Origin of the sequence: Sphaerimonospora mesophila, from assembly GCF_001417795.1 — a bacterium.
In the GTDB taxonomy this organism is placed as follows: Bacteria; Actinomycetota; Actinomycetes; order Streptosporangiales; family Streptosporangiaceae; genus Sphaerimonospora; species Sphaerimonospora mesophila.
The window spans coordinates 1-19,361 of record NZ_BCBX01000046.1 but is presented as its reverse complement, the minus strand read 5'-3'; the positions used below and the strand labels follow the sequence as shown (position 1 = coordinate 19,361).

Genomic DNA, 19,361 nt, shown 5'->3' with positions numbered 1-19,361 from the left:
ATCCCCGGTGATCAGCCGGCCGGCACGTCGAGCGGATTGGCGATCTCGTCACTCGTCATCCGCCCGGCGAGAACCGCGGTCATCGCGAGGAGAAGCGGGATGACACCCGCCGCGGTGAAGATGACGGGCGTCGGCACCACCGTCGAGAGCGGTCCCGCCACCGCGACGGACAGCGGCATGAGCGCGATGGAGACGAAGAAGTCAAGGCTCGCCACCCGCCCGATCATGGTCGGCGGAACCCGCCGCTGCAGGAGGGTCCCCCAGATGACCATGCCCATGCCTCCGGTGAACCCGATGACGAAGAGGGACGCGGCCATGACCCAGAACGAGGCGATGTGGCCGATCACGGCCAGCGGGAGGGTGCCCGCGCCCCAGCCGATGACCATGACGGTGAGGTAGCGCCGCGGCAGCGGCCGTGACGAGATCGCCAGGGAGCCGACCGCTCCCCCGGCTCCGAACGCCGTGAGGAGCAGGCCGAACGTCCGCTCTCCGTCGGCGAACCGGTCCCGGGTGATGAACGGCAGCAGCACCTCGATCGGTCCCATGGTCACCAGCAGCATGAGGCAGGCGAACAGCAGGGTCCACAGCAGCCACGGGGTGCGCAGCGTGAAGACGAAGCCCTCACGCAGGTCGCGCAGCATGCCCGGCCGTTTCCCGCCCGCCGCGGCGTTGGCCCGCGCCCCGGCCTGCGGGCGCAGGAGGAGGACGAGAACGAACGCGCTCCCGTGGAGCACGGCCGTGACGGCCGCTCCGGCGGCGGGGATCCACGCGCCGACGACCATCCCGCCGAGCGCGGGTCCGATCGCCTGCTGCAGGGTCGGCCGCAGCGCGCCCTCCATGCCGTTCGCGGCCAGCAGGTCGTCGGCGGGCAGGATGCTCGGCAGGTAGGCGCTGTAGGCGGGATAGAAGAACGCGGCCCCCGCGCCGAGCAGCGCGGAGGCGACGGCCAGGTGCCACAGCCGGATCACGTCCATGAACGCCAGGGCGCACACCGCGGTCACGGCGAGGAGGTTCACCCCCTGGACCAGGATGATCACCATGCGTTTGGAGACACGGTCGGCCACGACGCCGCCCACCAGCGCGAAGGCGAACAGGCCGCCGCTGAAGCACGAGGCGACCGCCGACAGCGCGGTCGGGTTGTCGTCGATGGCGATGACCTGGAAGACCATGACGATCGTCCACGTGCCGGTGGCGAACATCGACAGCGCGGTGGCGCCGATGAGCAGCCGATAGTCGCGGTGGCGCAGCGGGCGCAGCGCACGCCACCGGACGGCGGCCGTCTCGGGGACGGGTCTGACGTCACTCATCCGTTGCTCTCATTCGGATATCCGGGTCGCGACAGGCCGGTCGACCAGCCTCCCAGGGCGCACCTGTCCGGCGCACCTGATATATGGGACGTCAGCGGCGTACGGATGTCACGCCAGCGCGGCCGCCTTGCGCAGCAGCACCGACCGTTCGCGGACGTTGCGGCACAGCCGGGCGGCGAGCTCCAGCTCGGCCCGTGCCTCGGCGGTCCGGCCGAGCCGGGCGAGCAGCTCGCCGCGCACGCTCGGGAGCAGGTACGACCCCGGCAGGCGATCGGCGGCGACCAGCTCGTCCACGATCGACAGCGCCCGCCGAGGTCCGTCCGCCATCGCGACGGCGACGGCGCGGTTGAGCTCGACGACCGGTGAGGGAGCGACCCGGCCGAGCGCCTCGTACAGGAGCACGACACGCTCCCAGTCGGTCTCCCCCACCGAGGACGCCGACGCGTGACAGGCCGCGATCGCCGCCTGCAGTCCGTACGGCCCGAGCCCCCGGCCGATGGCCGTCGCCCGGCCGAGCGCGGCCAGACCGCGGCGGATCGCCGACCGGTCCCACAGCCGCCGGTCCTGATCCTCCAGCAGCACCGCCTCGCCGTCGGGCCCGGTGCGCGCGGGAAAACGCGCGGCCGTGAGCTCGAACAGGGCGAGCAGCCCGTACACCTCCGGCTCGTCGGGCAGCAGCGCGGCCAGCACCCGGGCCAGCCGGATCGCCTCGTACGCCAGATCCGGGCGCAGCAGGCGGTCGCCGGTCGTCGCGGTCGAACCCTCCGTGAAGATCACGTACAGCACGCTCAGGACCCCGCCGAGCCGTTCTCGCCGTTCCTGCGACGGCGGCAGCTCGAACGGCACTCCCGCTGCGGCGATGGTCTTCTTCGCCCGGGTGATCCGGGCCTGGACCGTCGGCACGGGCACGAGGAACGCCCGGGCGATCTCCTCGCTCGACAGGCCGCCGACCACGCGCAGCGTCAGGGCCACCCGGGCCTCGGGCGAGAGCACCGGATGGCAGGCCACGAACATCAGCGCCAGGACATCGTCGTCGATCCGGTCGGGATCCCACGGCAGGTCGTCCGGCCCGTTCGGCGGGTCCGTCGAGCCCGAGCTCGCCTCACCCTCGGCAAGCCGACCGGCGAGCATGGCGTACCGCTCCTCCAGCGCCGAGCGGCGGCGGAAGCCGTCGATGGCACGCCGCCGCGCCGTCGCGAGCAGCCAGCCCACCGGGTTGGCCGGCGCGCCCTCTCGCGACCAGGTGACGAGCGCCTCGGCCACCGCCTCCTGCGCGACGTCCTCGGCGAGTTCGAAGTCTCCGGTGTAACGGGCCAGCGCGGCGACGACCCGGGCGGACTCGATCCGCCAGACGGCCTCGACGGCCCGCCGCGCCGACTCGGCGCTCGGCGGGCCGCCGGTGGCCGCGGACGTCACAGCTGGCCGGTCCGCTCGCGCCACGCCCGCTCCATGATGACCCACTCGTTGTCCTGCGGGAACTCGTCGATGCCCGGGACCCGGCGGATCTCACACTTGCTGCCGGGGATCGCGGGGATGCGCTTGGCCCACTCGACCGCCTCCTCCTTCGACGCGACGTCGATCAGGTAGAAGCCGCCGAACAGCTCCTTCGTCTCGCCGTACGGACCGTCGGTGACCACCGGTGTCTCGCCGCTGAAGTCGACCACCACGCCCTGGGCCGGGTCGTCCAGGCCTTCGGCCGCGACGAGCACGCCGGCCCGGATCAGCTCCTCGTTGAAGCGGCCCACCACCTCGAGCATCTGCTCGAAGGGCGTCGCCATCATCTTCGCGACGGACTCGTCCGTACCCCGCATGATCAGCATGTACTTCGCCATCTTCGATATCCTCGCATCCGCGGTCGCCTTTCGACCGTCTCACTCCAAGGTCGAACGGGACGGCCGCGGATCGACACGGCAGACGGAAACGGTCGACTTTTTCCGTACCCACGCCTTCCGCCCGCGCGTGCCGCGCCGACCGGCCGGACCGGGCCGGCTCGGGCCACGCCGGCGGCCGTCACCGCCATCGTGCCGCGGATCGTGCCGTGATCGTGCCGCCCCCCAAGAAAATCAGGCGCGCTACACGAACGTATGTACTACAAAAAGCTGGTTAGATCGACCCAGACGACGCCGAAGACCCCGAAGAACGGATGGAAAGACGATGAGCATGCCCACCGACCCGCGGCCGCATGCGCCGCACGCCGCCGACAGCCACGACCTGATCCGCGTGCAGGGCGCGCGTGAGAACAACCTCAAGGACGTCAGCGTCGAGATCCCGAAACGCCGGCTGACGGTGTTCACCGGCGTCTCCGGCTCCGGCAAGAGCTCGCTGGTGTTCGGCACGATCGCCGCGGAGTCGCAGCGGCTGATCAACGAGACCTACAGCGCCTTCGTGCAGGGATTCATGCCGACGCTGGCCCGTCCGGAGGTCGACGTGCTGGAAGGGCTGACGACGGCGATCATCGTCGACCAGGAGCGGATGGGCGCCAACTCCCGCTCCACCGTCGGCACCGCCACCGACGCCAACGCGATGCTGCGTATCGTCTTCAGCCGACTGGGCGAGCCGAGCGCCGGCCCGTCGTTCCACTACAGCTTCAACGTGCCCGCCGGCGCCTGCCCGCGCTGCGAGGGCATGGGCAACGTGACCGACTTCGATCTGACCCAGCTCTACGACGAGAACAAATCGCTCGCCGAGGGCGCGCTCACCATCCCCGGCTACAGCATGGACGGCTGGTACGGCCGCATCTTCATGGGCTCCGGTTTCCTCGACCCCGACAAGCCGCTCCGCGACTACACCGAGACAGAGCTGTACGACCTGCTCCACAAGGAAGCGACCAGGATCAAGGTCGACAACATCAACGTGACGTACGAGGGTCTGATCCCGCGGATTCAGAAGTCGTTCCTGTCGAAGGACCGGGAGGCGCTGCAGCCGCACGTCAGGGCGTTCGTGGACCGGGCGGTCATCTTCACCACCTGCCCGGAGTGCGGCGGCAGCCGGCTCAACGAGGCCGCCCGCGCCTCGCGGATCAACGGGATCAACATCGCCGACGCGTGCGCGATGCAGATCAGCGACCTGGCCGAATGGGTCCGCGGCCTCGACGCGCCGTCCGTGGCGCCGCTGCTCGCGACACTGCAGCGGACTCTCGACTCGTTCGTGGAGATCGGGCTGGGCTATCTCTCGCTCGACCGGCCGTCGGGCACACTGTCGGGCGGCGAGGCGCAGCGCACCAAGATGGTCCGTCACCTCGGCTCCTCGCTCACCGACGTCACCTACGTCTTCGACGAGCCCACCTCGGGCCTGCACCCCCATGACATCCAGCGGATGAACAACCTGCTGCTGCGGCTGCGGGACAAGGGCAACACGGTGCTCGTCGTGGAGCACAAGCCGGAGATGATCGCGATCGCCGACCACATCGTCGATCTCGGACCGGGCGCCGGCACGGCGGGCGGCGCCGTCTGTTTCGAGGGCACCGTCGAGGGGCTGCGGGCCAGCGGCACCGTCACCGGCCGCCATCTCGACGACCGGGCCGCACTGAAGCCGTCGGTACGGAAGCCCACCGGCACGCTGGAGATCCGCGGCGCGAGCGCGAACAACCTACGCGACGTCGACGTCGACATCCCGCTCGGCGTGCTCGTCGTCGTCACCGGCGTCGCCGGCTCGGGCAAGAGCTCGCTGATCCACGGTTCGATCCCCGCCGGCGCCGGTGTGGTCTCGATCGACCAGGGCGCGATCCGCGGCTCGCGCCGGAGCAACCCGGCGACCTACACCGGGCTGCTCGACCCGATCCGCAAGGCGTTCGCGAAGGCCAACGGCGTGAAGCCGGCGCTGTTCAGCGCCAACTCAGCGGGCGCCTGCCCCAACTGCAACGGCGCCGGCGTCGTCTACACCGACCTGGCCATGATGGCCGGTGTCGCCACCACCTGCGAAGAGTGCGAGGGGAAGCGGTTCCAGGCATCGGTGCTCGACCACCTCCTCGGCGGCCGTGACATCAGCGAGGTGCTCGCGATGCCGGTGGCCGAGGCCGAGGAGTTCTTCGGCGCGGGTGAGGCCCGCACGCCGGCCGCGCACGCCATCCTCAAGCGGCTCGCCGACGTCGGGCTCGGCTACCTCAGCCTCGGCCAGCCGCTCACCACACTGTCGGGCGGGGAGCGGCAGCGGCTCAAGCTGGCCACCCACATGGCCGCCAACGGCGGCATCTACGTCCTGGACGAGCCGACCACCGGCCTGCACCTCGCCGACGTCGAGCAGCTGCTCGGCCTGCTCGACCGCCTCGTCGACTCCGGCAAGTCGGTCATCGTCATCGAGCACCACCAGGCCGTCATGGCGCACGCCGACTGGATCATCGACCTCGGCCCCGGTGCCGGCCACGACGGCGGCCGGATCGTCTTCGAAGGCGCGCCCGCCGACCTCGTCGCCGCCCGTTCCACCCTCACCGGCGAGCACCTCGCCGCGTACGTCGGCGCGACGCTAGCGGGGTAGGCGCAGTCCGGCGATGAGGAGTTCGACCAGTCGACGCGCGTCGTACCGGGGGTCGTTCTCCACGCCGATGCAGAGGTTTCCGACGCCGCGCATGAGTTCGTAGGCACTCATGCCGGTGCGGATCTCGCCGGCGGCGGCCGCGGCCTCGAGTAGTCGGGCGCACACGGGCACGAGCCGGTCGAGGAAATAGGCGTGCAGCGCTTCGAAGGCGGCGTTGTCGGACTGCAGCACGGCCGCTAGACCGTGCTTGGTGACCAGGAAGTCGACGAAGAGGTCGATCCATCGCCCCAGCGCGGCGTGCGGAGTCGGACCGGCCGCCAGCAGGGCCGGACCGGCGTCGGCGAGTGCCTCGATCTGGTGTCGGTAGACGGCGATGATGAGGTCCGCGCGCGTGGGGAAGTGGCGGTAGATCGTGGCCGTCCCGACGCCGGCCTCCGCGGCGATGTCGCGTATCGGCGCCTCGACGCCCGAGGTCACGAAGACCGCTGCGGCGGCGTCGAGCAGCGCCCTCTCGTTGCGCCGGGCGTCGGCCCGCTTGCGCGGGATCGCACGCCCTGCGCCTCGGTCGCTGTCGTTCACGCGCCGTTCCCTCCGTTACCGGGATTGCTAAACGGGACAATGTCCCGTATCGTCAAACGGGACAAGGTTCCGTTTGCTCATGATGCCAGAGCAGGGACCGGGAACCAAGCACGCATCGCCACCACGCTTCATCGGCAACCAAGGAGACACTCTCTTGCAGTACCGCGATCTGGGCCGCACCGGTGTGCAGGTCAGCTCCCTCGCGCTCGGCGCGATGAACTTCGGAAAGATCGGCCGCACCACCCAGGACGAGGCCACCGCCATCATCGACGCCGCTCTTGAGGCCGGGATCAACCTCATCGACACCGCCGACATGTACAGCGTCGGCGAGTCGGAAGAGATGGTCGGCAAAGCCATCGCCGGCCGCCGCGACGACATCGTGCTGGCCACGAAGGCGAGCATGCCCATGAGCGACGAACGCAACCATCGGGGCGGTTCACGCCGCTGGCTGATCACCGCGCTGGACGACAGCCTGCGCCGCCTCGGTGTCGACCACGTCGATCTCTACCAGATTCACCGGTGGGACCCGGCGACCAGCGACGAGGAGACGCTGTCGGCTCTGACCGACCTGCAGCGCGCGGGGAAGATCCGCTACTTCGGCTCCTCGACCTTCCCCGCGTACCGCATCGTGCAGGCCCAATGGGCCGCCCGCGACAACCACCTGAGTCGTTACGTCACCGAGCAGCCCAGCTACTCGATCCTCCAGCGCGGGATCGAAACCCACGTGCTGCCCGTGACCGAGCAGTACGGACTCGGCGTGCTGGCGTGGAGCCCGTTGGCGTCGGGCTGGCTGTCGGGCGCGATCCGGGAAGGCCGGGAAATCACCACCAGCCGCTCGACGTTCATGCCGGAACGCTTCGACATCACCATTCCGTCCAACCGGGCCAGGCTCGATGCCGTCGAACGGTTGGCCGTGGTCGCCGACGAGGCCGGTCTGACGATGATCCAGCTCGCGCTCGGTTTCGTGACCGCGCATCCCGCCGTGACCAGCGCGATCATCGGTCCCCGCACGCTGGACCACCTGCACTCGCAACTCGCCGCCGCCGACACCGTGCTCTCCCCCGATGTGCTCGACGCGATCGACGCGATCGTCGCTCCCGGCACCGACCTCGCCGCCCACGAGAAGTACGACACCCCTCCTTCGCTGCTCGACCCGTCACTGCGGCGCCGCTGATCGCCGGAGGAACGCGGAGTCCTCGCAAGCCGGAGGAGGAGGTCGCAGCGGGGCCTACGGTCACCCGGGGCCCCGCGGAGGTTCCGGCCTGTCAGGAATTTCCTTGGCGTGGAGCAGGCGCCGTCTGGACCGCGTGCAGCAGGGCATGATCTGTCAGACACGACTTCAGATCAGCCAGTGGCCGTCGCGCATCAGCTCTCGGTCGGGCAGTTCGTTCACCTCGCGCCACGCCTGAATGCGACGCGGGAAGACGCGGAACCAGCGGTACGGCGTGGCCGGCACGCGCGGGTCGAAGCCGGTGTGCTCGGCGAACAGGTCACCCCGCTCCCGCGGCAGCGCGTCCATGTGGAGGACCTCCACCTCGCCGTCGATCATGGTCACGTCGCGGGTGTGGCCCAGCCCCAGCCGTACGGTCCGGGAGGCGGCCAGGTTCCTGCCGGTCGGGCTGTCCACCGGCGTGGCCATCAGCAGCGCCTCGCCGTCCCAGTCGAAGGACAGCGGCACCAGATATGGCGCACCGTCTTCCGAGGCACTGGCCACCCAGATGTCGACGTCGTGGGTGAGCCGATGCTCGGTGTCACGACGACGCTGGGCGCGGGAGCGGGGTTCGGCGCTCATCGCGTCTGCTGGATGCGGACCATGTTGCCCGCGGGATCGCGGAAGGCGCAGTCGCGCACGCCGTACGGCTGCTCGATCGGCTCCTGGACGACCTCGGCGTCGCCGGCCTGCAGCTTCTCGAAGACGCCGTCGAGGTCGGCGGTGGCCAGGATGACGCTGGCGTAGGTCCCCTTGGCCATCATCTCCGCGATGGTGCGGCGCTCGTCGTCGGTGATGCCGGGGTCGGCGGCCGGCGGGTGCAGGACGATGGACGTGTCCGGCTGACCGGCGGGGCCGACCGTGATCCAGCGCATCCCGTCGTAGCCGACGTCGTTGCGCACCTCGAAGCCGAGGGTGTCGCGATAGAAGGCCAGGGAGGCTTCCGGGTCGTCGTGCGGGAGAAAGGTGTTGTGAATGGTGATGTCCATGACGGTCACGCTAGCTGCGGCTCGGGAATCCGGGCTTCTCGATTCCTGATCGGTTTGGTCACCCGTTTCGCCACGCAGGGCGGCATTCCCGCCGTCGCGCGCGCCGACCGGCGACGGTAGGTGCTGGGCGGCACACCGACCAGTTCGGTGAAGCGGGTGCTGAAGGTGCCCAGCGAGGTGCAGCCGACCGCGAAACAGACCTCGGTGACGCTGAGATCGCCGCGACGCAGCAGCGCCATCGCGCGCTCGATGCGCCTCGTCATCAGATAGGCGTACGGCGACTCGCCGTAGGCGAGCCGGAACTGACGGCTGAGGTGTCCCGCCGACATGTGCGCACCGCGGGCGAGCGCCTCGACGTCCAGCGGCTGCGCGTACTCCCGGTCGATCCGGTCGCGGACGCGGCGCAGTCGCGCGAGGTCACGCAGGTGCTGCGCGGTGGCGGGTCTGCTGGTCATCGAAACCTCCGGAGGAAGGCAAGGTCGGCCGCCCGCCGATTCGTGGGCGACACCGCGATCTTCTGTTCCTGTCAACGGCTCGGCGGTTCGATACTGCCCTACGGCACCGACAAGACTCATCGTGCGATGCGGTTCCGCACCCTGATGGCCGGTCCGGGCATCGGTCAACGGTGGAGCGCGTCCGGGGTTGCGTCCTCGACGAGGAAGCCTCCGGACTGGTGATGCCAGAGCCGGGCGTACGGGCCCTGTGCCTGGAGCAGCTCGCCGTGTGTGCCCTGCTCCACGATGCGTCCCCGGTTGAGTACGACGAGTCGGTCCATCCGGACGACGGTGCTCAGGCGGTGCGCGACCACGAGTGCGGTACGGTCCCGCATCAGGCGCCACAGGGCCTCCTGGACGAGGATTTCGCTTTCGGAGTCGAGGGCGCTGGTCGCCTCGTCCAGCAGCAGGATGGGGGCGTCGCGCAGGATGGCGCGCGCGAGTGCGATGCGCTGCCGCTGCCCCCCGGACAGCTTGACGCCACGCTCGCCGACCAGGGTGTCGAAACCGTCCGGCAGGGACTCGACGAACTCCGTGACATGCGCCGCCCGCGCGGCCCGGAGGATCTCGGCATCGGTGGCGTCCGGCCGGGCGAACGCGAGGTTGTCACGCACCGACCGGTGGAACATGGCGGGTTCCTGAGGGACATAGGCGATGAGGCTGCGCAGGTCGGCTTGGCGCAGTCGGGCGATGTCCTGACCGCCGATGAGGATCCTGCCTCCGTTCACGTCCATGAGTCGAAGCAGCAGCCGGGTGAGCGTGCTCTTGCCCCCGCCGGACCGGCCGACCAGCCCGATCTTGGCGCCACTGGGAATGTCCAGGTCCAGGTCCTCGAACAGGGGCCGGCCATCGACGTACGCGAAGCTCACCCGGTCGAAGCGGATGCCCGAGTCGGCCGGGCGCAGCGGCTGCGGATCGGCCGGATCCAGCACGGTCGGCGGTACGAGAAGCAGCTCGGTGAACTGGGCCGCCTCGGTGAGCACGCTCTCCATCCGCCGGTATATCTGGTTGAACTCGAACATGATGCTGATGGTGTTCGAGTAGTAGGTGAACGTCACCACGATGGCCTCGACGCCGAGACCACCGCGAAGCGCCACCGCGAGGAGCAGGCCCACGGTGCTGGTGAGCACCGACAGCGGGGCGACGACGGTGTCCACCTTGAGGTTGCCGTAATCCCAGGAACGCAGGGACAACCTGCGCTGCTCGCCGATCCTGGCCCGATATTCGGCGGCTTCACGATCCTCGGCGGCGAACGCGCGGACCGTCTCCATGTTGGTCAGCACGTCCGCGACGTGGCCCGACACCAGCACCTTGGCGGCCTCGCGTTCGTCGACCAATGCCTGGCGACGGCGGACGAGCGGGGCGACGAGAACACCGGTGACAATGATGAGGCCCACGAGAACGAGGACCAGCAAAGGGTGATAACGCCACAGAACCACCGAGGCGAATGCCAGAGGCACCACCTTGGCCATGATCGAGAATGTGAGCGTATCGGCGAATTCCTCGAATCTTGAGGAGAATCCGAGCACCCGTTTGGTCAGCGACCCGGCGAAGTTGTCATGGAAGAACGTGACGTCTTTGGCCAGCAACTCGTCCATGCCCACCACGCCGAGTCGCTCTATGCCGCGGGCATCGGTGCGATTGAGGAAGTGCAACCCCACCCGCCACAGCGCCTCGCCCGCCAGCAGCAATCCGCCGAAGGCGAGCACGTAGGGCACCAGCGCACCGAGGGTGCCGTCCCCGCCGCCGGACAGGTGCCCCACCAGCCCGGCCACCGCCAGCGGCGCCAGGTAGTAAAGGCAGATGTTCCCCATCGCCGGCAGCGTCAGTGCGAGCGCCGCGATCCGCCACTGACGCCTCAGCTCACCGCAGTAATAGCGCAATGCCAGCAGAATCGCCGATTTCCGCACAGATGGGCCGTCTTCGGCGTTCTCCTCGGCCGTTCCGAGCACAGCCATAAGCCCTCCCCGAATGCCGATATCGCGGTGGCCATGCTGCCGCAGTACGGTACGGAAGAGCGAGCGATTTTCAGCCGCCCCCGGCTGCTTTCCGGTTACCCCCGGCTCTCGATCACCCGGCTGGTCGAAGCGAACGGAGACGATCTCCGCTCCCGGCGGGGGTCACCCGCGTGGGAGTGCGAGCTCCAGCTCGATCCAGTAGACGCCGGTCATGATGGGGGCGAAATCGGCGGTGACCTCCTCCGCGTAGTCGCCTCCCCCGCGGAGCTTCACCGCCAGAGGGCGGCCCGCGTAGTCGGCGGTGATCCGGTAACGGCCGATGGGCACGTCCTCCAGGCCGGAGCCGTCTGGGTTCCTCGTCGCCATCGCCACGATCGGGGACCCTGCGGAACCGTCGATCAGCGGACCCTCCGGGGTGAGGCTGAGCTGCACCTTCTCGTCCTCCAGGAAGACGTTCGGGTCGAGCGGGTCGGTCATGTCGAGATGGAAGAGCACCTTGCCCCCGTAGAAGCCGAGACCGTCGGCCCTCTTCCCCGAGAGTTTCCAGGTGAAGTTCCTGATCGCGCCGCTCGGCCCGGCGAAGGAGGCGTCGTCGTCGGGTGCGAGGCTCAGCCGGTATTCCTGACCGTTGTACTGCGTGATCACGGTCCCCGTCGCGTGGAAGGTCGCCCCGATGTTCGTGTCGATCCGATAGGAGCCGTCCCCATCGGTCCGCACGATCAGGTTGCTGTTGTAGAGCAGCTGATTGTCGGCGGCGATCTCGGCCCCCTCGATCGGCCTGCCCGCCGCGTCGATCACCCGCCCCTTCAGCATGCCAGGTTCGATGCCCCCGTCGTCCACAGACCCCTCCTGGCCCACCGAGCCGCTCGCCCGATCCTCGTTAATGATCCCCGTCGTCCCGCACCCGGTGAGGGCCATCAGCAGGACGCAGATCATCAGCCGTTTTCCCATGTCGCGCCACGCTAAGATCGTGATCTTGCAGGCCACTTGGAAACCACAGGCCATTCGGAAACCGAGCCAAGCGGCCTGCCGGGAACCTCATCCGGCCGGGCGGCGGCCCTGGACCGAATAGAACACGCACGAGGTGGCCCGGAAACCGGGGTCGGCCAGCAGGGCGCGTACGTCGGCGAGCTGCCGGTCGGTCATCCCCTCCTCGACGAATCGATCGCGCAGGTGCCGGGTGTGATGGGCGATCAGGTGCACACCGGGAGAGTCGGCCGTCCACAGCTCCAGTCGGGGCCGCGGGTCGATGTCGACCAGGCCGGCGTCGCGCATCGCCGCTGCGACGGCACGCCCCCAGGCGACGTCGGCGCCGGCCCGCTTCATCACACGGATCTTGGCCGACAGGAAGGTCTCGTACAGCCGCTGCGCGGCGGGGTCGGGCATCAGCAGCCCGGGGCCGTACGTGATGTCGAACTCGTCGAGCTGCAGCACGCCACCGGGTTTGAGCGCCCGAACCAGGCGGTTCAGTACGGCGATGCGCTCGGGCAGGTGCAGCAGGACGAGCCGGGAGTGCACCAGGTCGAAAGCGGCCTCGGGCAGCGGGTCGCGCACGATGTCGTGACGCAGGATCCGCAGGTTGGGGCCGCCGGGGATGCGCTCGGGTTTGATGTCGGTGGCCACGACGGCGCCGGTGGGGCCCACCCGCTCGGCCAGCCACGTCGCCACGCTGCCGCCGCCCGCGCCCACCTCCAGGCACCGCCACCCCGGGCCGACCCCGGCCTGGGCGAGGCGGGCCGTGGTCACCGGGTCGTAGGCGCGGGCCAGGAACGTGTGCTGGTCTCCGGCATGCTCGCTGTGGTTGTCGAAGACGTATCGCGACGCGCTCTGCCCGTCGCCGGTGGTCGTCGTCTGCCCGGTGGTCGTCGTCTGCATGGTCGACTCCTCGATCGCAAGAGTGGTGGCCTGGGCCGCGCTGCCATGAACCGGGACGGCGGACTCGGCCGCCATGCGGGCGAGGGTGGCCGCGCAGACCTTGCCCGTCGGGCCCAGCGGCAGTTCGGGCAGCGCCAGGTACCGCTCCGGCAGCTCGCGCGGCTCCAGTCCGCGCTCGTCACGCAGGTAGGCGGTCAGCGCGGCCGGGGTCGGCGGCGGCATGCCGTTCCTCGTGGCCACGCACGCGCACATGCGCTCGCCCAGGTCCGGGTCCGGCACGGGCACGCAGTACACGTCCGCGAGATCGGGGTGGGCGCCGAGCTCGCGCTCCACCCGGACCGGGGAGATCTTCATCCCGCCCCTGATCACCACACGGCGACTGCGGCCGACGACCCACAGGGCGCCGTCGGCGTCCAGCCGGCCCAGGTCACCGGTGCGCACCCACCCGCCCGCCGCCCGATTGCGGTCGTCCAGCTCGGGGGCGGCCACGTGGCAGAGCGGGGTCATCGGCCCCAGCGCCCAGATCTCCCCGGTCTCCCCGGCGGGCATCGGCCGCCCCGCGTGGTCTCGTACGGTCAGCTCGGCCACGGCGGGGTCGGGCCGTCCGGCCAGCCCCGGGTGCCACCGGTCCGGGTCGCGTCCGGTGTGGCAGTTGACGCCGTCGGTCGATCCGTACACGTTGATGACGGGCCGGCAGAACCGCCGCACGCAGACGTCCCGCTCGTCCTGACGCAGCGGCGCCCCGCTGGCGATCACGGCACGCAGGGACGACAGGTCCACGTCCGCGAGGCCGTCGAGGTCGGCCATCCGGCGCAGCATCGTCGGCACGCCGAACACATGCGTGGGGCGGTGCCGTTCGATGGCGCGCAGCGCGGCGGCCGGGTCGAAGCGGGGCAGCAGCACGAGGGTGCCGCCATGCCGGGCCAGGGTCACCGAGGTGCCGCACGACCCGAACGACGACGCCAGCGAGACGAGCAGCAGGATCCGCATCGGATCGGGGCCCAGCCGCAGCGCCGCCAGGTAGTTGCCCCGCCCGCCGGCCATCGCGTTGTGGGAGTAGGCGACCATCGTGGGCTCCCCCTCCGAACCCGAGGAGACGAGGATCCTGGCCGGTCTCTCCGGGTCGGGGCGGGCGGGCCGCCAGAGCCGGTCGTCACCCGGGTGGTTCAGGTCTCGCGCCCCGGACGGCGACGGGCCGAACGTCCACACGTCACGGAGGTACGGCAGGCCACGCCGCCACTCCCGGGCCGCCCCGGCCGTTGCCGGAGTGGTGATCAGAGCGGCGGCACGGGATCGGCCGAGCAGGGCGACGACGTCGCGGGTCGCCCGCGTGTCGGGAACGGGCAGCGCCACGGCGCCGATCGCCGCGACCGCGAGCTCGGCCACCACGGCGTCGCGCCCGTTGGGGAGCAGCACGCCGATGATGTCGGCCGTGCCCCGCCCCGCGGCGGACAGCGCGGCGGCGGCGCGGCGCACCCGGAGGTCGAGCGCCGCGTATCCGAGTGCGCCCGACTCGTCGACGACCGCTTCGCGGCCGGGCGTCGTACGGACGTGCTCACTGAAGAGGGTGTAGAGGTCCCGGCCCGGGCACAGCCCGTCGGCGGTCCACTGTTCGCGCAGCCTTCTGGGCACGAGATCGGCCAGGACGACGCCGTTGGCCGAGATCCACACCGACCCGCCGACCGATCTCATCTGGCGGCCTCCATCGGAAGAGACGCCGGGGCCGGGACGAACGTCCACGGCGGCCCGCCGTAGACGGCGGCGCCGGTGGTGTCGAGTGCGGCGCGATAGGCCGGGTCCGCGGCCATTCCGGCCAGATCGGTCACCACCGGGGCGCGGCCGGGCATGCGGGGTGCCGAACAGGCCGGGTACGCGGTGTCGACGATGAGGCGGGCCGCGTCGACGAGTGCGGTCTCAGCGCGTACGCCCGCACCGGTCCTGGCCCGGGCCAGCAGCGCCGCGACGACGCCTTCGGCGCAGATGAGCCCGCCCAGCACGTCGGTGAGGGTCAGCAGGGACGGCGCGGGCCGCTCGCCCGGACCGACGGTCAGGGCCGCGACCCCGCAGTGCGCCTGCACCAGATAGTCGGTGCCCAACGGCTGCGGCGGCGGCAGCAGGTCGGCCCAGCCTCCCGCGTGCGCGTAGACCAGGGTCGGTCGGACGGCGGCGAGGTCGTCGTGGTCGAGTCGGAGCCGGGCCGCGCGGCCCGGCGGCCAGTTGTGCAGAAATACGTCGGCCGCGGCGGCGAGCCGCAGGGCGGCCCGGCGGCCCGCCGCGGACTTCAGGTCGGCCTCGATCGCCCGCTTTCCCCGGTTCAGCGCCTGGAACCGGGCCGAGCACCGCCCCGCCATGGGCGGGACACCCCGCATCGGGTCGCCTCCGGGCGGTTCGAGCCGGACGACCTCGGCGCCGAGCAGTCCGAGCAGGTGTCCGGCGAGCGGGCCCTGCACCCTGCTGGTGGCCTCCAGGACCCGCAGCCCGGCCAGCGGAGCCCACTGCCCGGCCGGGGAGATCCGGCGCGGGCCGAGCGGCGGCAGCGGATGACCCTGATGGTCGGCTGCCCGCCCGCGCAGCCGCCACGGCGACTCCCCGGCGGGCGGCGCGGGAGCGCCGGCGTCCCGTACGGGGACCACACTGACCCCGCTGCGCCCGGCCGCGCGCCGGATCGTCCGGTAGTCCAGCGCGGCCGTCACGGCTCCGAGCTCCGCGGGCAACGGGCAGGTGGCGGTGCCGAAACGCCGCTGGAACGGCGGCCAGCCCGCGGCGGCGGCGGCTGGTCGGGCGCCCAGCTCGGCCCAGAACCGCCGCCAGTCCTCGGCGTCGAACGTGTCGATCTCGAAGCGCACCCCGTCCGCCGAGTCGAAGGGCGGGGTAAGGGTCGCCGCGAGTCCGCCCGTTCGGTGACCGGCCGGCGCGGACGGGTCGGAGTCGGGCTCCGCGGTGGCCACCGCGATGTGCTGGGTGATGGCCAGCAGTGCCGCCTGGGCCGCCGACGTGCGGGCCACCAGCGGCGGGCCCTCACGCAGGAGCGCCAGCACACCGGCGGTGACCGCCTGGACCGCGAGCACTCCGGCGCAGACCGACAGGTAGTCCACGGGGAGCGGGCGTGGGCCGCCGGTGGCCCTGCCGTGCACCTCCATGATCCCGCAGGCGGCCTGGACGTCGCTCTCACCGGCCATGGGCACGGTCACGGGTCCGGACCAGCCGATCCTGCATTCGGGCAGGGCGCCGCTCGCGGCGGTCAACGGCACGCGGGTGACGCAGAGCCGGCCCGCTGGGGCATCGTCCGGTGGTGGCTCTCCGCCGCCCGGTTCGACGGTGCAGCCCAGAGCGCGCAGCCGCCGTACGGCGACGCGCAGCGCAACCGAGTCGCCGAGAGCGCGTACGACCGTTCCCTCCAGCGGCCGTACGGCTGCCCGCCCCGACCCGGCGGCCGCCTCCTCCGAGATGTCGGCCGCGTGGCCGCGTGTGAACGGTGTCGCTATGTCCATCGGCCCGTCCCGTGGATCTCGCGCGTCTCACCGATCCGGTCGCGCAGCTCCATCCGGCGCACCTTGCCGCTGCCGGTGCGCGGCACCTGATCCCAGGTCAGCACCACGGGCTCCGCGAGCGGCGGCAGGTCGTCGGTGGCCCGCCCCCAGGAGTCGCGATCGAGTGCGCCGTTCCCGGTGACCACGACCGGCAGCGGAAGGTGGCCGGGGAGCCCCAGGACGACGCACTCCAGCACCTCGGGGACGCGGTCCTCGATGCGGTCCTCCAGTTCGAGGCAGCTGACGCCGGGAATGGCGTCCACCTCGCGGTCGATCAGACGCAGGCCCCCGGTGGGGGTGAGCACGCCGATGTCGCCGGTGTTCCACCACCTTCCCCGCAGCTTGCTCAGCCATCGGCTCCGCTCGCCGACATATCCGAGGCAGAGGGCCTCGGTCCGGCAGTACACCAGGCCGGCCATGCCTCGGGGCGCCGGCCGCAGCGTCTCGGGATCCACGACGCGCAGCCGGGTGCGGGTGGGGACCGGGCGGCCGAGGTAGCGCATGTCGAGACGGCGTCCCAGCTCGCCGGCCACGGCACGCCGGGTGAGGAGCCGGAAGGTCAGCGGGCCGGTCTCGCTCTGGCCCCAGCCCTGCAGCCAGACCGGGCGACGGTGCCGGGTGGCGCCGAGGAAGGCGCGTACGGTGTGCGGGTGCATGGCGTCGAAGGTGCTGATGTAGAGCCGGACCCGTTCGAAAGCGGCGGATCTCCCCTCGGCTCGCCCCTCGGCGTGATGCCGCCAGCGCACGTAGGTCGCCGGCGGTGCCTCCAGGGTGGTGGGCCGGTGCCGGTCGAGGAACGGGCCGGCCTCACCCCAGTCGGCGGCCGAGACCGCGAGGAGCCTGGCGGGGGCCTGCCACAGCACGCTCGCGGTCCAGGCCAGGGCGCGGCCGTGCGCGAAGGAGAGGGCACCGGCCACGACGTCGCCGGGACGGCTGCCGAGCACCGGCCAGCGGTGCGCCTCGAACCCGGCCAACCTGCGCATGATCGTGTGTGTGGAGTGCACGACGAGCTTGGGCACGCCGGTCGTCCCCGAGGTGTGCATGATGGCGAGCGGCTCGTCGGGCCGCGGCCGGTACGGCGGTGGCGCGGCGTGCCCGCGTACGTCGTCGACGGCCAAGGCGCCCTCGGCCGCGCCGTCCACGACGAGGGTCCGGACGGCCAGGCAGGCCATGTCGCAGCCCCGCTCCCGACCGGCCGTCAGCAGCGCGCGATCGGTGATCAGGAGGGCCGGTTCCAGCCGTTTCAGCAGCGTATGCAGCTCGTCGGGGGGCAGGTCGGCGGACAGCGAAGCGGGCACGGCGCCGATGCGTGCCGCCGCGCACGACAGCAGCACGTAGTCCCAGTGATTGCGTTTGGCGATGGCGACCCGGTCGCCGCGCCGTACGTCGGCGGCGGCGAGCCACCCGGCGGCCTCGCCGACGAGCCTGGCCAGACCGGGGAGGTCCAGCGCCGTCCCGAGCTCAGGCGCGATGTCGAGCGGTCTGCTGAGGTGCACGGTCGTGGCGTGGCCTCGGTCGGCCAGGTCGTCGAACAGCGTGCCCAGTTCGATTGGCTTGGTGAACAGCGCCATCTGCTGCCTTTCCGATTCGGCTGACGGGGCGGCCAAGGGGCCTCGCTCACCCGGTCCGTGACAGGTGGGCGAGCATCCGTACGGCGGCCCGCGCCGCCGAGGTGATCGCGCCCTCGCTGCACGGGCGCAGCGTCGTCCAGTCGCCCGCGTACTCGACGGCCGAGACCGGGCGGGCCTCGAACGCGGCGCGCAGCCCGAGGGCGTGCGGCGTCGCCTCGGGCAGGCCGTACCGGAACCGGTGCACGTAGGCGGAGGTGACGTGCGCGGCCACGCCGGGCATGAAGCGCTCGGCTCCGGCGGTGAGGCGCTCGGTCACCTCCCGGTCGGGAGCGTCGATCAGTTCGGCGGTGCCCTTCGGGGAGGCGACGAGCGACACCAGGCCGCGGCCTGCCGGCGCCCGCCCCGGGTGCTTGTGATGGTCCACCGTGATCACGTTGATCAGGGGATCCTCGACGGCCGGGACGAGGGTGGCGAACCCTCGCCGCACACCGGTGGGGGCCATGGGCCGGTCCAGGGCCAGCGTGAGGCGGAGCATGGGGGCGTAGCGGCAGGCGGACAGGTAGGCGCGCTCGCCGTCGGGGGCGTCCGGGCGCAGCCCCGCCGCTATCGGAGCCGGCACGGCCAGCACCGCCGCGCGTGCGATGACGACGCCGCGCGGCGAGTCCAGCCGGACCCCGTCCCGGCTCTCGGTCACCCGGGTCACCGGGTGCCGGGTGACCACGTCCAGCCGGGCGGCAAGGGCACGGGTGAGGGAGTCCATGCCGTCGCGGTAGGTGCGCCAACCGGTCGCGCTTCCCGACGCCTTCAGATGCGCGGCGAACGGCGCGGCCGCCGCGCGCTCGATGTCCCACCCGAAGAATCCGGCCGCCAGCGGCTGGACGAGGTAGTCACGCAGGTCGGGGTGGTAGCGCCGGACGAGGTCGGCGATGGTGGCCGAGCCCAGCGGCGCGGACTCCGGACGCTCGGGGTCGAGGCCGCGCAGCCGGGTCAGGCGGGTCTGGAGGCGGAGCAGGTCCAGGCGTGCGCCCGGTGGCAGGCCCGCGCCGGTGAGCAGTCCCAGCGGACGGCCGGCGTGCGGCCTCGACCGTCCGTCCCGCCAGACGGCGAGCGCGTCGGGCACCCTGGGCACCGCCGCCGGGTCGGCGTCCAGGCCGAGTGCGGCGATGAGCCGCCAGGTGGCCGGGTAGCCCTCCGCCGGGGGCAGCATCTCGGCCCCGGTGTCGATCAGGCAGCCGTCGGCGCGCAGCGTGCGCATCCGTCCGCCGACGGTGTCGGCGGCTTCGAGGACTCGCACGCTGCGGCCCGCCTCGGCCAGCAGATAGGCGGCGGTCAGGCCGGCCGGCCCGGCGCCGACCACCACGACGTCCGGCGTAGA

Annotated in this window: 15 protein-coding genes; 2 read left to right on the top strand and 13 right to left on the bottom strand. The window is 71.6% G+C overall.

The features are described from left to right. Window positions 1–11: 11 nt before the first annotated feature. The 3 genes from AP234_RS26780 to AP234_RS26770 form a co-directional block, all read right to left on the bottom strand. Window positions 12–1,307, bottom strand: coding sequence for an MFS transporter (locus tag AP234_RS26780; RefSeq protein ID WP_055482518.1), 1,296 nt, complete (start codon window positions 1,305–1,307; stop codon window positions 12–14). Window positions 1,308–1,415: 108 nt separating this feature from the next. Then, window positions 1,416–2,723, bottom strand: a complete 1,308-nt coding sequence (locus AP234_RS26775) for a DUF6596 domain-containing protein (RefSeq protein ID WP_200926739.1) — start codon at window positions 2,721–2,723, stop codon at window positions 1,416–1,418. Further along, complete coding sequence (locus AP234_RS26770) at window positions 2,720–3,139, bottom strand: YciI family protein (protein WP_055482516.1); 420 nt, start codon at window positions 3,137–3,139, stop codon at window positions 2,720–2,722. The genes AP234_RS26775 and AP234_RS26770 overlap by 4 nt, the downstream gene beginning before the upstream one ends. Before the next feature lie 322 nt (window positions 3,140–3,461). On the opposite strand from AP234_RS26770, the gene AP234_RS26765 reads away from it, so the two are divergent. Beyond that, window positions 3,462–5,780 carry an ATP-binding cassette domain-containing protein gene (locus AP234_RS26765; RefSeq protein ID WP_055482515.1) on the top strand — a complete coding sequence of 773 codons (2,319 nt, stop codon included), beginning with the start codon at window positions 3,462–3,464 and terminating at the stop codon, window positions 5,778–5,780. Here the strand turns inward: AP234_RS26765 and AP234_RS26760 are convergent. Further along, window positions 5,769–6,359: a TetR/AcrR family transcriptional regulator gene (locus tag AP234_RS26760; RefSeq protein ID WP_055482514.1), complete on the bottom strand. Its 591-nt coding sequence runs from the start codon at window positions 6,357–6,359 to the stop codon at window positions 5,769–5,771. The genes AP234_RS26765 and AP234_RS26760 overlap by 12 nt on opposite strands. 154 nt (window positions 6,360–6,513) lie before the next feature. Between AP234_RS26760 and AP234_RS26755 the strand changes: the two genes are divergently transcribed. Further along, the gene (locus AP234_RS26755) at window positions 6,514–7,533 is read left to right on the top strand and encodes an aldo/keto reductase (RefSeq protein ID WP_055482513.1); all 1,020 of its coding nucleotides are present in this window, start codon (window positions 6,514–6,516) and stop codon (window positions 7,531–7,533) included. Between the two features lie 165 nt (window positions 7,534–7,698). On the opposite strand, the gene AP234_RS26750 is transcribed toward AP234_RS26755, so the two are convergent. From AP234_RS26750 to AP234_RS26710, 9 genes are all read right to left on the bottom strand, one after another. Further along, entirely contained in the window at window positions 7,699–8,151 is a 453-nt protein-coding gene (locus AP234_RS26750; protein WP_055482512.1) for a pyridoxamine 5'-phosphate oxidase family protein, read from the bottom strand. Next, entirely contained in the window at window positions 8,148–8,558 is a 411-nt protein-coding gene (locus AP234_RS26745) for a VOC family protein (protein ID WP_055482611.1), read from the bottom strand. Before AP234_RS26745 ends, AP234_RS26750 begins: the two co-directional genes overlap by 4 nt. 5 nt (window positions 8,559–8,563) lie before the next feature. Beyond that, on the bottom strand, window positions 8,564–9,013 hold the full coding sequence (locus AP234_RS26740) for a helix-turn-helix transcriptional regulator (protein WP_055482511.1): 450 nt from the start codon (window positions 9,011–9,013) through the stop codon (window positions 8,564–8,566). A 164-nt stretch (window positions 9,014–9,177) separates the two neighbouring features. Then, the gene (locus AP234_RS26735; RefSeq protein ID WP_055482510.1) at window positions 9,178–11,010 is read right to left on the bottom strand and encodes an ABC transporter ATP-binding protein; all 1,833 of its coding nucleotides are present in this window, start codon (window positions 11,008–11,010) and stop codon (window positions 9,178–9,180) included. A gap of 162 nt (window positions 11,011–11,172) precedes the next feature. After that, a complete protein-coding gene (locus tag AP234_RS26730) occupies window positions 11,173–11,961 on the bottom strand; it encodes a carboxypeptidase-like regulatory domain-containing protein (RefSeq protein WP_152990640.1) in 789 nt (262 codons plus the stop codon). 87 nt (window positions 11,962–12,048) lie between these two features. Then, window positions 12,049–14,577: an AMP-binding protein gene (locus tag AP234_RS26725; RefSeq protein ID WP_055482508.1), complete on the bottom strand. Its 2,529-nt coding sequence runs from the start codon at window positions 14,575–14,577 to the stop codon at window positions 12,049–12,051. Further along, window positions 14,574–16,376 carry a CoA transferase gene (locus AP234_RS26720; RefSeq protein WP_063843100.1) on the bottom strand — a complete coding sequence of 601 codons (1,803 nt, stop codon included), beginning with the start codon at window positions 16,374–16,376 and terminating at the stop codon, window positions 14,574–14,576. The genes AP234_RS26725 and AP234_RS26720 overlap by 4 nt, the downstream gene beginning before the upstream one ends. Then, on the bottom strand, window positions 16,367–18,022 hold the full coding sequence (locus tag AP234_RS26715) for an AMP-binding protein (RefSeq protein WP_235558397.1): 1,656 nt from the start codon (window positions 18,020–18,022) through the stop codon (window positions 16,367–16,369). The genes AP234_RS26720 and AP234_RS26715 overlap by 10 nt, the downstream gene beginning before the upstream one ends. A gap of 10 nt (window positions 18,023–18,032) precedes the next feature. Then, window positions 18,033–19,346, bottom strand: coding sequence for a protoporphyrinogen/coproporphyrinogen oxidase (locus tag AP234_RS26710; protein ID WP_055482610.1), 1,314 nt, complete (start codon window positions 19,344–19,346; stop codon window positions 18,033–18,035). Window positions 19,347–19,361: the final 15 nt, after the last annotated feature.